This window comes from Achromobacter sp. 46006 (genome assembly GCF_059761975.1).
This window is the reverse complement of record NZ_JCBANN010000042.1, coordinates 1-15,325: the sequence shown is the minus strand read 5'-3', so window position 1 is coordinate 15,325 and position 15,325 is coordinate 1. Positions and strand designations below refer to the sequence as shown.

General features: G+C 68.8%; 11 protein-coding genes. 7 read left to right on the top strand and 4 right to left on the bottom strand.

Going from position 1 to position 15,325, the window contains the following annotated elements; genetic code table 11:
• The first annotated feature begins 85 nt into the window (after positions 1-85).
• The 6 genes from AC6LKG_RS18555 to AC6LKG_RS18530 all read left to right on the top strand — a co-directional run bounded on the left by AC6LKG_RS18555 (position 86) and on the right by AC6LKG_RS18530 (position 8,566).
• Positions 86-2,347: a GNVR domain-containing protein gene (locus AC6LKG_RS18555; RefSeq protein ID WP_498166669.1), complete on the top strand. Its 2,262-nt coding sequence runs from the start codon at positions 86-88 to the stop codon at positions 2,345-2,347.
• Between the two features lie 18 nt (positions 2,348-2,365).
• A complete protein-coding gene (locus tag AC6LKG_RS18550) occupies positions 2,366-3,769 on the top strand; it encodes a phosphomannomutase/phosphoglucomutase (RefSeq protein ID WP_498166666.1) in 1,404 nt (467 codons plus the stop codon).
• A 13-nt stretch (positions 3,770-3,782) separates the two neighbouring features.
• The gene (gene pgi, locus AC6LKG_RS18545) at positions 3,783-5,456 is read left to right on the top strand and encodes a glucose-6-phosphate isomerase (protein ID WP_498166664.1); all 1,674 of its coding nucleotides are present in this window, start codon (positions 3,783-3,785) and stop codon (positions 5,454-5,456) included.
• A 12-nt stretch (positions 5,457-5,468) separates the two neighbouring features.
• Complete coding sequence (galE, locus tag AC6LKG_RS18540; RefSeq protein WP_498166661.1) at positions 5,469-6,521, top strand: UDP-glucose 4-epimerase GalE; 1,053 nt, start codon at positions 5,469-5,471, stop codon at positions 6,519-6,521.
• A 180-nt stretch (positions 6,522-6,701) separates the two neighbouring features.
• Complete coding sequence (gene epsC / locus AC6LKG_RS18535) at positions 6,702-7,649, top strand: serine O-acetyltransferase EpsC (protein ID WP_498166658.1); 948 nt, start codon at positions 6,702-6,704, stop codon at positions 7,647-7,649.
• Positions 7,650-7,738: 89 nt separating this feature from the next.
• On the top strand, positions 7,739-8,566 hold the full coding sequence (locus AC6LKG_RS18530) for an NAD-dependent protein deacetylase (protein ID WP_498166655.1): 828 nt from the start codon (positions 7,739-7,741) through the stop codon (positions 8,564-8,566).
• 232 nt (positions 8,567-8,798) lie between these two features.
• Here AC6LKG_RS18530 and AC6LKG_RS18525 read toward each other — a convergent pair whose 3' ends face one another.
• The 3 genes from AC6LKG_RS18525 to AC6LKG_RS18515 all read right to left on the bottom strand — a co-directional run bounded on the left by AC6LKG_RS18525 (position 8,799) and on the right by AC6LKG_RS18515 (position 12,709).
• Positions 8,799-9,653: an inositol monophosphatase family protein gene (locus AC6LKG_RS18525; protein ID WP_498166653.1), complete on the bottom strand. Its 855-nt coding sequence runs from the start codon at positions 9,651-9,653 to the stop codon at positions 8,799-8,801.
• 199 nt (positions 9,654-9,852) lie between these two features.
• Positions 9,853-11,322: an NAD-dependent succinate-semialdehyde dehydrogenase gene (locus AC6LKG_RS18520; protein ID WP_498166650.1), complete on the bottom strand. Its 1,470-nt coding sequence runs from the start codon at positions 11,320-11,322 to the stop codon at positions 9,853-9,855.
• Positions 11,323-11,446: 124 nt separating this feature from the next.
• A complete protein-coding gene (locus tag AC6LKG_RS18515; protein ID WP_155866354.1) occupies positions 11,447-12,709 on the bottom strand; it encodes a 4-aminobutyrate--2-oxoglutarate transaminase in 1,263 nt (420 codons plus the stop codon).
• A 95-nt stretch (positions 12,710-12,804) separates the two neighbouring features.
• Between AC6LKG_RS18515 and pdxR the strand changes: the two genes are divergently transcribed.
• Positions 12,805-14,334, top strand: coding sequence for a MocR-like pyridoxine biosynthesis transcription factor PdxR (gene pdxR, locus AC6LKG_RS18510; RefSeq protein WP_498166648.1), 1,530 nt, complete (start codon positions 12,805-12,807; stop codon positions 14,332-14,334).
• A 16-nt stretch (positions 14,335-14,350) separates the two neighbouring features.
• Here the strand turns inward: pdxR and AC6LKG_RS18505 are convergent, their stop codons facing one another.
• A complete protein-coding gene (locus tag AC6LKG_RS18505) occupies positions 14,351-15,262 on the bottom strand; it encodes a DUF72 domain-containing protein (RefSeq protein WP_498166645.1) in 912 nt (303 codons plus the stop codon).
• Positions 15,263-15,325 lie beyond the last annotated feature (63 nt).

Below are 15,325 nucleotides of genomic sequence, written 5' to 3'. Positions count from 1 at the left end.
CCGCGCCATTGGGCGCGGGGGCGGGATCCGGCCCACGCCTTTGGGGGCGCCGCGACCGCGGCGGCGCCTAATCTTGGAGAGCTGCATGTCGTTGCCTATCGAATCGTTCGAGCCCTCCGTCCCGGCTCGCCAGCAGGAAACCCCGCTGTCCTCGCATGTGGACGCCATTTTCTCCAACCGGTGGATGATCATCGCCATCACCCTGGTCGCGCTGTTGGGCGCGGTCCTCTACGTGATGGTCACCCCTTCGGTCTATTCGGCGGACATCATCGTCCAGGTGGAGGAGGAGGCGCCGCAGGGGCAGAACCGCAGCCTGCTGGGCGATGTGTCGGCCATCTTCGACACCAAGGCCGAGACGTCCGGCGAAATGGAAGTGCTGCGTTCGCGCATGGTGGTTGGGCCGGCGGTCGACAAGTTCCTGCTCTACATCCATGCCAAGCCGCGCTACCTCCCGGTGGTGGGCGAATGGCTGGCGCGGCACCATGAAAGCCTGCCTTACCCGTCCGGCTGGCCGCGCGGCGGCTATGCCTGGGGGGGCGAATCGATCTCGGTATCGCAGTTGGACGTGCCCAACGAGTGGCTCGGCAAGTCCTTTCGCGTTACTTACCTGGGCGATGGCGCCTACACCTTGAACGACAAGGTCACCGGCGCCACGTTCAAGGGCGCGGTCGGCAAGCCCGAGCATTTCATGCTGCCCGGCGGCGGCGCGCTGGACGTGCACGTCGACGCCTTGAACGGCCGGCCGGGAACCGAGTACACGGTGTCGCGCAGTTCGCGCCTGGCGGCCATCGAGGATGTGCAGGCGCGCCTGGGGATCTTCGAGCGCGGCCGCACCTCGGGCGTGATCGGCGTGACGCTGGAAGGCAACGATCCGGTGTTGACCACAGCCGTCCTGAACCAGATCGGCCAGGAATACGTGCAGCAGAACGTCAATCGCAAGGCCGCCCAGGCCGAGAAATCGCTGGCATTCCTGGACCAGCAACTGCCGCAGCTCAAGCGCGAGCTGGACGCGGCCGAGACCAAGTACAACGCGCTGCGCAACAAGCGCGGCACCATCGACCTGAGCGAAGAGGCCAAGCTGATCCTGGCGCAGTCGGTCGACGCCCAGACCAAGGTGATGGAGCTGCGCGCCAAGCGCCAGGAGATGATCACACGGTTCGCGCCGACCCATCCCAGCATCATCGCCATCGACCGCCAGATCGCCTCCCTGACCGGCGACGTCAATCGCATCGGCAGCAACATCAAGCAGCTACCCGATCTGGAACAGGACGTGGTGCGGTTGGTGCGCGACGTGCGCGTCAACACCGAGCTGTATACCGGCCTGCTCAATAATGCGCAGCAACTGCGCCTGATCCGCGCCGGCAAGGTCGGCAACGTGCGCATCCTGGACGCGGCGGTGCAGCCCGACAAGCCGGTGCGCCCCAAGGCGGCCATCATCATCGCCGTGGCCACGGCCATCGGCCTGATCTTCGGCGTGCTGTGCGCCTTCGTGCGCAACGCGCTGTTCGGCGGCCTGTCCGAACCGGACGATGTCGAGCGCTATACCGGCCTGCCGGTGCTGGCGGCGATTCCGCACAGCGACCTGCAGGACAAGCTGTGGCGCCGCAGCCGGCGTAAGAACGCCACCGTTCCGGCGCTGCTGGCGCAAAGCCAGAGCAATGCGCCGCCGATCGAAAGCCTGCGCTCGTTCCGCAATGTGCTGCAGGCATCGCTGCGCCAGTCGGCCAACAACATGGTCATGTTCACCGGACCGGTGGCCGGCGTCGGCAAGTCGTTCCTGTCGGCCAACTTCGCCTTCATCCAGGGCGGGGTGGGCAAGCGCGTGCTGCTGATCGACGCCGATTTCCGCAAAGGCCAGCTCAACCGCTATTTCGGCGTGCCGAAGGAAGACGGCTTGTTCGAAGTGCTGTCCGGCACCCTGCCGCTGGAGCGGGTGCGCAAACACAGTGTTTCCGAGGGGGTGGACTTCATCGCCACCGGCGCGGTCAGTTTCGACCCATCGGAACTGCTGGCCTCGCCGATCTTCGGCCAGACCCTGCGCGAACTGGCCAGCCAGTACGACATGGTCATCCTGGACACCGCGCCGGTGTTGTCTTCGCCGGATGCGGCGGTGGTAGGCACGCATGCGGCCGCGGTCATGGTGGTGGTGCGTTCGGGCATGAACACGGTGGGAGAAATCCGCGAAACCGCCAAGCGCCTGATTCAGGCCGGCGCGCCGGTGGACGGCGTGCTGTTCAACGGCCTGAAGCTGATGCCCGAGCGCTTCGGCTTTCGCTCCAAGTATGGCGGCTACCGCTATTCGCGGGCGGCCTATTACGGCGATTTCAAGCAGAACGGCCTCAAGTAACCCGCGCGGAGAACTGGCATGCATGGAACGTTTGGCTGGGAACCCCCGCAGATCCTGGATGCGGTCTTCAAGGCATACGACATACGCGGCACCGTGCCCGACGAAATCGACGCGCGCTTCGCCCACAGCCTGGGCATGGCGGCCGGGGCGCGGGCTCTGGAACTGGGCGCGCGCGCCATGGTGGTGGGGCGCGACGGGCGCCTGAGCAGCGTCGAACTGGCGGCGGCGCTGCAGGCCGGGCTGCGCTCGGCCGGGGTGCACGTCATCGACATCGGCATGGCGACCACGCCGATGGTTTATTTCGCCACCTGGCTGATGGACACCGGCGCCGGCATCGCCGTGACCGGCAGCCACAACCCGCCGGCCCACAATGGCTTCAAGATCGTCATGGACGGCGCCTCGTTGTATGGCGACGGCATTACCGCGCTGCGCGATGCCATGCGCCAGCCGATCGAGTCGGCCAGCGTGGCCGGCGGCCGCACCCAGATGCAGATCCAGCCGTGCTACGCGGCGCGGCTGGTGGGCGACATCCGCATGGCGCGGCCGATGAAGATCGCCATCGACTGCGGCAGCGGCGTGGCCGGGGCGGTGGCGCCGGCCTTGTTCCGCGCCCTGGGCTGCGAGGTCACGGAACTGTTCTGCGAAGTGGACGGTTCTTTTCCCGGACACCATCCCGATCCTGCCGATCCGCAGAACCTGCAGGACCTGATCTATTGCCTGCGCTATTCCGATTGCGAAGTAGGGTTGGCGTTCGATGGTGACGGCGACCGGCTCGGCGTGGTCACCAAGTCGGGCCAGATCATCTGGCCCGATCGCCAGTTGATCCTGTTCGCGCGCGACGTGCTGGCGCGCAATCCGGGCGCCGAAGTGCTGTACGACGTCAAGTGCAGCCGCCACGTGGCGCGCGCCATCGCCGAGGCCGGCGGCAGGCCGACCATGTGGAAGACCGGGCATTCGCTGATCAAGGCCAAGATGCGCGAGACCGGCGCGCTGCTGGCCGGCGAGATGAGCGGCCATGTGTTTTTCAAGGAACGCTGGTATGGCTTCGACGATGGCATCTATGCCGCCGCGCGCCTGCTGGAGATCCTGTCGGCCGCGCCCGATCCGTCGGCCTTGCTCGAAGGCCTGCCGCAATCGTGCGCCACCCCTGAAATCAAGCTGGAAACCACCCAGGGCGAGCAGTTCGCGTTGGTGGAGGCGCTGCGCGAACACGGAGAGTTCCCCGGCGCGCAATCCGTCAACGACCTGGACGGGGTGCGGGTCGACTACGCCGATGGCTTCGGCCTGGCGCGGCCGTCCAACACCACGCCGACGGTGGTGCTGCGTTTCGAAGGAGACACTGTGGCCGCATTGGCCCGCATCGAGGAGGACTTCCGCAATGCGTTCCGGCGTGTTGCCCCTCATATCCGTTTACCGTTCTAAGGAGCATCACGCGATGGGAAAGGCGAATTTTGCGAGAGAGGCGCGAGCGGGGGGCGAGGCGGACAGCCTGGCCGACAGCCCCGAATGGCTGGCGTTCGCGCAGGCGGCGCGCGGCGCCGCACTGGACGCGGGCGCGCTCAAGGTGATCGAGGCGGCCGGTTTGTGCGTGGACCTGACGATGCAGCGGCAGTCGGCGGCGCTGGATGCCGCGGCGCAGGCGCTGTTGCGCGCCCGCGGGCTGGATGCGGCGCGCCAGGCGCTGTTTGCCGGCGGGCCGGTCAACTGGACCGAAGGCAAGCCGGCCTGGCACACGGCGCTGCGCGCCGGCCGCACCCGGGAGCAACCGGACGGGCAGGACGAGGATTCGGTCTGCGAGTATTCGCGCATGGCCGATTTCGTGCGCCGCATCGACCAGGGCGCCGATTTTTCCTCCGTGCTGCACATCGGCATCGGCGGCAGCGACTGGGGGCCGCGCCTGGCGATCCAGGCCTTCGGCGGCGCCGGCAAGCGCCGCCAGATCCGCTTTGTCTCGAATATCGACGGCCATGCCTTCCACGACGCCGTGGCCGGGCTGGACCCGCGCCGCTGCCTGGTGGTGGTGTCCTCCAAGTCGTTCACCACCGCCGAGACCCTGCACAATGCGCGCGCGGCCATCGCCTGGCTGCAGCGGGGCGGGGTGGCGGACCCCGCGCCGCACCTGGCGGCGGTCACCGCCAACGTGTCGGCGGCGCGCGCCTTGGGGGTGCCCTCGAGCCAGGTGTTCCACATGTGCGACTGGGTCGGCGGCCGCTATTCGGTCTGGTCGGTGGCCGGCCTGTCGATCGCGTTGACGGTGGGCATGGACGTGCTGATCGGCATGCGCGCCGGCGCCGAGGCCATGGACCAGCACTTCCAGCAGGCGCCGCTGGCGGCCAACGCGCCGGTGCAACTGGCGCTGGCGGGGCTGGTCAATTGCAGCGTGCTGGGTCACGGCTCGCTCAACATCGCGGCCTACAGCGCGCGGCTGCTGCACCTGGTGACCTATCTGCAGCAACTCGAAATGGAGTCGCTGGGCAAGCGCGTCGGCGGCGATGGCGCCGAGGTCGACGTGCCGACGGCGCCAATCATCTGGGGCATGCCGGGCACCGACGGCCAGCACACGTTCTTCCAGTGGCTGCACCAGAGCGCGCAGGGCGCGCCGGTCGACTTCATCGCCAGCCTGCAGGGTCACGCCGACAGCCCCGACGCCCACCGCATGCTGCTGGCCAATTGCCTGGCGCAGCGCCAGGCGCTGCTGCGCGGCAAGAGCCTGGAGCAGGCGCTGCTGGATGTGGCGCATATCGACGACCCCGACAGGGCGCTGAGCCTGGCGCGCCACATGGTGCATCCGGGCGGGAGGCCGTCCACGCTGATCGTGCTGCGCCAGCTCGATCCGCGCTCGCTGGGCGCGTTGCTGGCGCTGTACGAGCACAAGGTGTTCGTGCAGAGCGTGGTGTGGGGCGTCAACCCCTTCGACCAATGGGGCGTGGAACTGGGCAAGCGGCTGGCCAGCGGTATCGAGCGCGAACTGGCGGTGCCGGTTTCGGCCGGCGTGGTCGACTGGGGCCACGACGCCTCCACCTCGTACTGGATCGACCGCTATCGCGGCCATGCCCAGGCGCCGCGTCCGCGCCATGCCTGGGTGCCGGGCGTGGCGGCGCATCTTTGACGGAGAGCGGGCATGACGGACATGCGCGTGCTGGTCACCGGCGGCGCCGGCTACATCGGCGCCCATACCCTGGTGGCGATGCTGGCGGCGGGCCAGCGGCCGCTGGTGCTGGACAATTTCAGCAACGGCAGCCCCGAGGCGGTGCGGCGGGTCGAGCGCCTGTGCGGCGCGTCGATCCCGCTGGTCGAGGGCGACATCCGCCAGACCGGGCTGGTGCAGGCGCTGCTGGCGCGCGAGGCGCGGCGCGGCGATCCGGTGCAGGCGGTGCTGCACCTGGCCGGCTGCAAGGCGGTCGGCGAATCGGTGGCCGATCCGCTCAAGTATTACGACAACAATGTGGCCGGGTCGGTGGCGCTGCTGTGCGCCATGCGCGACGAGGGCGTGACGCGGCTGGTGTTCAGTTCGTCCGCCACCGTCTACGGCGAGCCGCGCGCGCTGCCGTTCACCGAGGCGCATCCGCTGGCGCCGGCCAATCCCTATGGCCGCAGCAAGCTGATGGTCGAGCAGATGCTGCGTGACCTTTGCGCGGCCGAGCCGGCCTTCGGCGCGGTGACGCTGCGCTACTTCAACCCGATCGGCGCGCATCCCAGCGGCCAGATCGGCGAGAGCCCGCGCGACGTGCCCAACAACTTGTTCCCCTACATCACCCAGGTGGCGGTGGGGCGGCAGCCGTTCCTGAACGTGTTCGGCGACGACTACGCCACCGAGGACGGCACCGGCGTGCGCGACTATCTGCACGTCATGGACCTGGCGCAGGGTCACGTGAACGCCCTGGCCTACGCCGCGGACCACGCAGGTTTCGTGGCGGTCAACCTGGGCACCGGGCGCGGCACCAGCGTGCTGGAACTGGTGCATGCGTTCGAGCGGGTCAGCCAGCGCCGGATTCCGCTGCGCAAGGCGCCGCGCCGTCCCGGCGACATCGAGCGGATGTGGGCCGATCCGGCGCTGGCGGCCACGCTGCTGGGCTGGCGCAGCACCCGCGGGGTCGACGCCATGTGCGCCGACGGCTGGCGCTGGCAGCAGGGCAACCCCGGCGGTTACGAGCCCGAGCCGCCGGCGCCATAACCCCAACGCCGTGTCGGTTGGGTTCCGCGAAGCGGGCCGAGCGGTTACAGTTGACGGGAATATTGCGAAGCAGCATCGCCGTGGCCCGCCGCCGCGCGCGATGCACCGTCACCGAGGCACTGTCATGCTCGATTCTCTTCCGTTCGCCGGCCAGGCCGGCATCCCACAGGGGCTGTCCCGATGAGCGGCCCGGCCTACCTTCCCACCGCCCACTGGAACCTGGACAGCATCGTCTCCGGCCTGCGCCAGGCGCGCGTGGCCTGGCGTGGCCCGCGCGGCCGCCTGCGCGAAGACGCCGGCCTGCGCGAATTCCCGTCGCAGGAAGCCCTGCGCCAGATCGTCAAGGACCTCTGTGGCGCCTTGTTCCCGATGCGCCTGGGCCCCATCGACCTGCGCGAGGAAGTCGAGGATTTCTACGTCGGCCACACCATCGGCGCGGCGCTGGACGCCTTGCTGCACCAGGTCAACCTGGAGTTGCAGTACGTGGGCCGCGACGATCCTGCGCTGCTGGCCGATTCGCAGCCGCGCGCCATCGAGATCGTGCGCCAGTTCGGCGCCGAACTGCCGCGCGTGCGCGCGGCGCTCGACCTGGACGTGACCGCCGCCTATCAGGGCGATCCGGCCGCGCACAGCGTTGACGAAGTGCTGCTTTGCTATCCCGGCGTGGCCGCCATGATCCACCATCGCCTGGCCAACGTGCTGTACCGGCTGGGCGTGCCGATGCTGGCGCGCATCGTGGCCGAGATCGCCCACGCCGACACCGGCATCGACATCCACCCGGGCGCCACCATCGGCCGCAGCTTCTTCATCGACCACGGCACTGGCGTGGTGATCGGCGAAACCGCCATCATCGGCGACCGCGTGCGGCTCTACCAGATGGTCACGCTGGGCGCCAAGCGTTTCCCGCCGGGCGAGAACGGCGAACTCAAGAAAGGCCTGGCGCGCCATCCGCTGATCGAAGATGATGTGGTCATCTACGCGGGCGCCACCATCCTGGGGCGCGTCACCATCGGCAAGGGCTCGACCATCGGCGGCAACGTCTGGCTCACGCGCAGCGTGCCGCCGGGCAGCAACGTCACCCAGGCCAGCCTGGTCAGCGATATGCCGGACTGCGGCCTGGGCGGCTGACGGCGTTCGCGTTGCGCAGGGCGGCCTTGACGCCGCCCGCGTTTCGCCCGGGCGGCCCGCACGCCCGCGCCTCGATACGGGAGCCCTGGATGGACACACGAGTTTCGGATCTGGCCGCGTTGCGCGGCTTCGTCGACCGCCACCCGCGGCTGTTCGTGCTGACCGGGGCGGGCGTCAGCACCGATTCCGGCATCCCCGACTACCGTGACAGCGACGGCGAATGGAAACGTTCGCCGCCGATGACGCTGCAGACCTTCATGGGCGGCGAATACGCGCGCGCCCGTTACTGGGCCCGCAGCATGGTGGGCTGGCGCCGCTTCGGCCGGGTACAGCCCAACGCTTCGCACCGCGCGCTGGCGCAATTGCAGCAGCAGGGGCGGCTGTCGATCCTGGTGACGCAGAACGTCGACGGCCTGCACGAGGCCGCCGGCAGCCGCGACGTGGTCGACCTGCACGGCCGGCTCGACCAGGTGCGCTGCATGAACTGCGACTGGCGCGGCGCCCGCGATGCCTGGCAGGACGCGCTGCACCAATACAACCCCGGCTGGATCTCCTTCGAGGCCGACGATGCGCCCGATGGCGACGCCGACCTGGAGGGCGTGGATTTCGCGTCGTTCCAGGTGCCGCCCTGTCCGGTCTGTGGCGGCGTCGTCAAGCCCGACGTGGTGTTCTTCGGCGAGACCGTGCCGCGCGAGCGGGTCGACCGCGCCAACGCCGGCCTGATGGCGGCCGACGCGGTGCTGGTGGTGGGCTCGTCGCTGATGGTGTATTCGGGCTACCGCTTCGTGACCGCGGCCGCGCGCAACGGCATGCCGATCGCCACCATCAACCTGGGCCGCACCCGCGCAGACAATCTGCTGACGCTGAAGATCGAGCTGCCCAGCGCGGTGGCGCTGCAAGCGCTGGCGTCGGCATGAAAGTCGGACGGACAGCGGCCGGTTTTTGACCGGTTTAACCAAGTGCCTGCCCTGTAAGGACTTTTTTGCGCTGTTACAGACCTTTCCATAGGGTTGTCCACAGATACTGTGGATAATTCCTAGGGATTACCCCGATCTTGCGAGGAGGCCAGGCCCGCGACCAGCGCCATTCCCGCGCCTTGGCGGGCCCTGTGCGAGGGCATCCCCGGCCCCGGTATCCAGCCGGCGGCAGTCAGGCTTCGGCGTCGGCCACGGCGTCGCCCAGCAGGGCCTTGCGCGCCGCGTGCCAACTGCCGGCGTCCGGCGCGTACAGCAGGCCGCCGCTGCGGTGGGTGGGCTTGTAGGGCGAACCGTCGAAGCGCGCCGCGTATCCGCCGGCCTCGCGGTGCAGCAGCCAGCCAGCGGCGTGGTCCCAGGCGGTCAACTGGTTGTACAGCGCGACATGGCTGTGGCCGGCCGCCAGCATGCGGTATTCGTGGGCGGCGCAGCGCAGGCTGGCGGTGCTGCCCAGGCGCGACAGGTTGCCGTTGACGGTGCTGCGCAGCGGTTCTGGCAGGGCGCCGGTCGAGATCAGGCCGTCCATGTCCTCGGGCGGCGCGGGGCTGGCCACGGCCAGCGGCGCCTGCTTGCCGTTCTCGTATTCCATCCAGGCGCCTTCGCCGCGCACCGCCAGCGCGCTGTCGCGGTTGACCGGGTCGTAGATCACGCCGGCGATCACGTCGCCGCGATGGCAGGCCGCGATCATCATGCCGAACAGCGGCAGGCCGGCGACGTAGTTGCGGGTGCCGTCGATGGGGTCGATCAGGAACGCCAGTTCGGCGTCCACCAGCATGTTCAGCAGGGCGGGGTTGCGGGTCGAGGCTTCCTCGCCGATCAGCACCGCGCCCGGATGCAGCTTGGCCAAGCGCGCGGCGATCAGGCGCTCGGCGGCCTCGTCGGCGTCGGTCACCAGGTCGCGCGGCGAGCTCTTGTCGCGCACGCTGCCCTCGGGCAGGTTGCGAAAGCGCGGCATGACCTCCGCCTGCGCGGCTTCGGCCAGGATGCCGGCCAGCTTGCGGGTGTCCTCACGGGTAAAAGTTCTGCTCATGGTCGCTCGTCCAGGGAACGCGCAAATCTATCACGCCTGGGCGGCATTTGATCGCGATTCATAACCGCATGAACCTAAAGGGAATTTAGCACCTGTGCAGGACTTATCTGCCAGGTTGTCCACAATTCCTGGGGATAAACGGGACCGGAGCCCCGTTTATCTTCCCCCGGGCGGACGCCCGGGGGGAGGGTGGGCGCGCTCAGGCGCCCAGGTCGACGCAGAGGTACTTGATTTCCAGGTATTCCTCGATGCCGTACTTCGAGCCTTCGCGGCCCAGGCCGGATTGCTTGACGCCGCCGAACGGGCCGACTTCGTTGGAGATCAGGCCGGTATTGATGCCGACGATGCCGTATTCCAGCGCCTCCGACACGCGCCAGATGCGGGCGTAGTCGCGGGTGAAGAAGTAGGCGGCCAGGCCGAAGATGGTGTCGTTGGCCATGCCGATGACTTCGTCCTCGGACTCGAAGCGGAACAGCGGCGCCACCGGGCCGAAGGTTTCCTCGGTCGCGAAGCGCATCGACTGGGTCACGTCGCGCACCACGGTCGGTTCGAAGAACGTGCCGCCCAGCGCATGCGGCTTGCCACCGGCGATGACCTTGGCGCCGTGCGCGGTGGCGTCGGCGATGTGTTCCTGCACCTTCTCGATGGCGTTGGCGTCGATCAGCGGGCCTTGCGTCACGCCGTTCTCGAAGCCGTCGCCGACCTTCATGGCGTTTACCTTGGCCACCAGGCGCTTGGCGACTTCCTCGTAGACGCCGGCCTGCACGTAGATGCGGTTGGCGCAGACGCAGGTCTGGCCGGCATTGCGATACTTCGAGGCCAGGATGCCGTCGACCGCGCGGTCCAGGTCGGCGTCGTCGAACACGATGAAGGGCGCGTTGCCGCCCAGTTCCAGCGACAGCTTCTTGATGGTGGGGGCGCATTGCTCCATCAGCGTGCGGCCGACTTCGGTCGAGCCGGTGAAGCTCAGCTTGCGCACCACGTCGCTTTCGCACAGGGCCGCGCCGATCTCGCGCGAGCTGCCGGTGATGACGTGGAACACGCCGGCCGGCACGCCGGCCTCTTCGGCCAGCACCGCCAGCGCCAGCGCGGTCAGCGGCGTCTGCTGGGCCGGCTTGACCACCATGGTGCAGCCGGCGGCCAAAGCCGGGCCGACCTTGCGGGTGATCATGGCGGCCGGGAAGTTCCACGGCGTGATGGCGGCGGTGACGCCGATCGGCTGCTTCAGTGCCAGCAGCCGTTGGCCGGCCTTGGGGCTTTGCAGCACGTCGCCGTCGATGCGCTTGGCTTCCTCGGCGAACCATTCCAGGAACGAGGCGGCGTAGGCGATTTCACCGGCGGCTTCGGTCACGGGCTTGCCCTGTTCCGAGGTCATGATGGCGGCCAGGTCCTGCTGGTTCTGCATCATCAACTGGGCCCACTTCAGCAGGATCGCGGCGCGTTCCTTGCCGGTCTTGGCGCTCCAGGCGGGCAGGGCGGCCTGGGCGCTGGCGATTGCCTGCTCGGTCTCCTTGCGGCCCAGCTTGGGCACCGACACGATGGTCTTGCCGGTGGAAGGGTTGTCCACGGGGATCGACGGGCCGTTGCCGGCGGATACCCACTTGCCGTCGATGTAGCAGGCGTCGCGCAGCAGTTCCGGGCGCGCCAGGGGATGGGTCAATGTCGTCATTTGCAATAGTCTCCTATATAGGAACGCGGCCGCCGGGGCGGAACTGACGCGGGCGCAGCGGAAATCCGCTACGCCCGCAATCGCCGTGCCCGACGGCCGGAAAACCGGATGATCGGATTGGCGCTTAAGCGGCCAGCGACTCGGCCAGGATGTCCAGCGCGCGGTCGAACTGGGCGTCGGGAATGGTCAAGGGGTACAGGAAGCGCAGGACGTTGCCGTACACACCGCAGCTTAGCAAGATCAGGCCTTGCGCGATGGCGCGGGCCTGCACCTTCTTGACCGCTTCGGCGTCGGGCTTGCCGTTGGCGTCGTTCAGTTCCAGCGCCACCATCGAACCCAGGCCGCGCACGTCGGCGATGCCCGGCACCTTGGCGCGCAGGCCCTCGAGGCGGGCGCGCAGCTTGTCGCCCAGTTGCACCGCGCGTTCGCACAGCTTTTCCTCGGCGATCACGTCCAGCACGGCGTGGGCCGCGGCCACCGCCAGCGGATTGCCGGCGTAGGTGCCGCCCAGGCCGCCGGCGGCCGGGCCGTCCATGACGTCGGCGCGGCCGACCACGCCCGAGATCGGGAAGCCGCCGCCCAGGCTCTTGGCCATGGTGATCAGGTCGGCCTGCACCGAGTGGTGCTCCATGGCGAACAGCTTGCCGGTGCGGCCGAAGCCGGTCTGCACTTCATCGGCGATCAACAGGATGCCGTGCTCGTCGCAGAGCTTGCGCAGCGCCACCATCAGTTCGGGCGGGGTGATGTTGAAGCCGCCTTCGCCCTGCACCGGTTCGATGATGATCGCGGCGACGCGCTTGGGATCGATGTCGACCTTGAACAGCAGGTCCAGCGCCTTGAGCGAGTCGGCCACGGTGATCGACTGGGTGCCGTTGGGGAACGGCACGTGGTAGATGTCGCCCGGCATCGGGCCGAACGACAGCTTGTAGGGGGCGACCTTGCCGGTCAGCGCCATGCCCAGCATGGTGCGGCCGTGGAACGAGCCCGAGAAGGCGATGACGCCCGAACGGCCGGTGGCCGAGCGCGCAATCTTGACGGCGTTTTCGACGGCTTCGACGCCGGTGGTGAAGAAGGCCGACTTCTTCAGGCCGTCGATCGGGGCCAGGCGGTTGATGCGCTCGGCCAGCGAGACGTAGCCTTCGTACGGCACGATCTGGTAGGCCGTGTGGGTGAAGTTGTCGAGCTGGGCGCTGACGGCGGCCTTGACCTTGGGGTGCAGGTGGCCGGTGTTCAGCACCGCGATGCCGCCCGCGAAATCGATGTATTCCTTGCCGTCGGCATCCCACAGCGTGGCGTTCTCGGCGCGCACGGCGTAGAAATCACACATGACGCCGACGCCGCGCGGCGTGGCCAGGGAACGGCGGGTATTCAGGTCCTGATTCTTCATCTCAGCCTCGGATGGCAAGTGGGCGGTAAAACCCTACTTTAATGCTACTATGGCCCTATTGGTGGGAACCACTTTTATAAATCAGGTAGAACCAATTGCGGTCCATCGTTGGAGACTTGTTGCAGTTGCGTCTGGCCGATGCCAGCGGCGGGCCGATGAACAAGCGCCTGTACCACGGCATCCGCGAGGCGATCCTGGATGGATCCATCGCCGCCGACTCGCGCCTGCCCGCCTCGCGCGACCTGGCCGCCGAACTCGGCATCGCCCGCAATACCGTGGTGCACGTCTATGGCCAGTTGCTGGCCGAAGGCTACACCCGCAGCCTGCAGGGCAACGGCACCTTCGTCAATGCCTCGCAGCCCGACTCCTATCTGGCCAGCGGCCGCCAGTCGCGCCGCGCGCCGGTGCCGCAACCGCGTCCGGCGCTGTCGGCGCGCGGCGCCGCCATCGTCGACGGCGTGTCGGCCTCGCCCTACCAGTGGGGCGCCTTCATGCCGGGCGTGCCCGACCTGACCGAATTTCCGCACAAGAAGTTCGGCCGCATCTTTTCCGCGCTGTGGCGCAATCCGGCGCCCGACCTGCTCACTTATGCCTACGGCGGCGGCCTGCCGGCGCTGCGCGAGGCGCTGGCGCAGCACCTGGCGCTGACGCGCTCGATCGACTGCGACCCCGACCAGATTCTCATCACCGAAGGCTCGCACCAGGCCATCGACCTGGCCACCCGCATCCTGGGCGAGGCCGGCGAGACCGCCTGGGTCGAGGACCCCGGCTACTGGGGCGCGCGCACGGTGCTGCAGGCCAATGGCCTGCACACGGTGCACCTGCCCGTGGACGAGGAAGGCATGCGCCTGCCGGACGCCGACGCGGTGCCGGGCATGGCGCCGCCGCGCTTCATTTTCGTGACGCCGTCGCACCAGTACCCGTTGGGGCCGGTGATGTCGCTGGCGCGGCGCCGGCAATTGCTGGCGATGGCGCGCCAGCACGGCAGTTGGATCATCGAGGACGACTACGACAGCGAATTCCGCTTCTCGGGCCGGCCGATCGCCTCGCTGCTGGGCCTGGAGCCCGATGCGCCCGTGATCTACATGGGCACCTTCAGCAAGACCTTGTACCCGGGCCTGCGGGTCGGCTACCTGGTGCTGCCCAAGCCGCTGACCGCGGCGTTCCAGGCGGCCCACGCCGAACTTTACCGCGAAGGCCACCTGATGACGCACGCGGCGCTGGCCACCTTCATCGCCGAGGGCCACTACGCCGCCCATATCCGCCGCATGCGCATGCTGTACGGGCGCCGCCGCGCCATGCTGGTCAACCTGATCGAGCGCCGCCTCGGTCCCGACTGGCTGCACCGCGATGCCAGCCTGGCGGGCCTGCACCTGGTGCTGACGTTGCCGCCCCACATGGATGACCTGCGGGTGGTCGAGGTGGCGCGCCGCAAGGGCGTGCTGACGCGCGCGCTGTCGCGCTACTACGTTGGCGCCGAGGGCCGCCGGCCCGGCCTGCTGCTGGGCTATGCCTGCGTGCCGGAGCACGACATCGCGCGCAAGTTCGAGGTGCTGCTGGAAAGCCTGGCCGAAGTGGCGCGCATGACGCCGGCCGCGCCGGCGGTGATGGCGCAGCCGGCCTGACGCCGGCCCGAGCGCCTCAACCCAGGCGGTTCTGTCCGCCGCCCAGCGCCGCCGCGAAAGCCGCGGCGTTGCGCATGCCCTGGTCCTCGAAGTTGGTGTTGAACACCGCATGCGCCTGCCCGCTCTGCCGGGCCAGCTCCTGGAAGCGGCGCGCCAGTTCGGCCAGCTCGGCCTCGGAATATTCATACTGGAAACGCCCGGACGAGGCGGCGCCGCTCGCGTTCCAGGTGGCGGCGTTGCGCCCGTGCAGGCGCAGCAGCGTCAGGTCGGGGTGGGTGCAGGCCCACACCGCTGGCACGCTGTTGTCGAATCCCTGTGGCGCGTCCACCACCGTGTGGACCACACCCAGTTCCCGTTCGAACGCCAGCGTGGCGTCCGTGGCGGCGGCCGATTCGAACCAGCCACGGTGGCGGAACTCGACCGACAGCAGGTGTTCCGGCAGGCGCCGCGCGCATTCGGCCACCAGCGCCCGGCCGCGCGCGTCGCGCCGTATCCATGGCGGGAACTGGAAGTGCACCGCGCCCAGCTTGCCTGCCATGCGCAAGGGTTCCAGCGCCAGCGTGTAGCGGCGCCAGAGCTCGTCGCGCAGGTCGTCCGGCATGGCGTGGTGGTAAATGACGGGTTCGGGCCAGTCGGCCAGCTCGCGGCGGATGTCGGCGGGCAGCGAGGCCAGCGGCGTCTGGTGGCCGGTGAAAAGGCGGTAGGCCTTGATATTGAAGACGAAATCGTCGGGCGTGCGCTGCGCCCACAGGTAGGCGTTCTCGGCGCTGGGCAGGGAGTAGTAGCTGGAATCGACCTCGGCCAGCCCGAAGCGCGAGGCGTAGAAGCGCAGCCGGGCCTGCGCGTCCTGCGCCTGGCGCGGATAGAAGCGGCCGCACGCCAGCAGCGTGGGGTCGGTCCAGGAGGCGGTGCCGGCAAGCAGGCGCATGGGGGCAATGGGAGCGTGGCGTTCTGGTGGCGGCGCCGTCTGCGGGCAGGGGCGCCCGCGGAC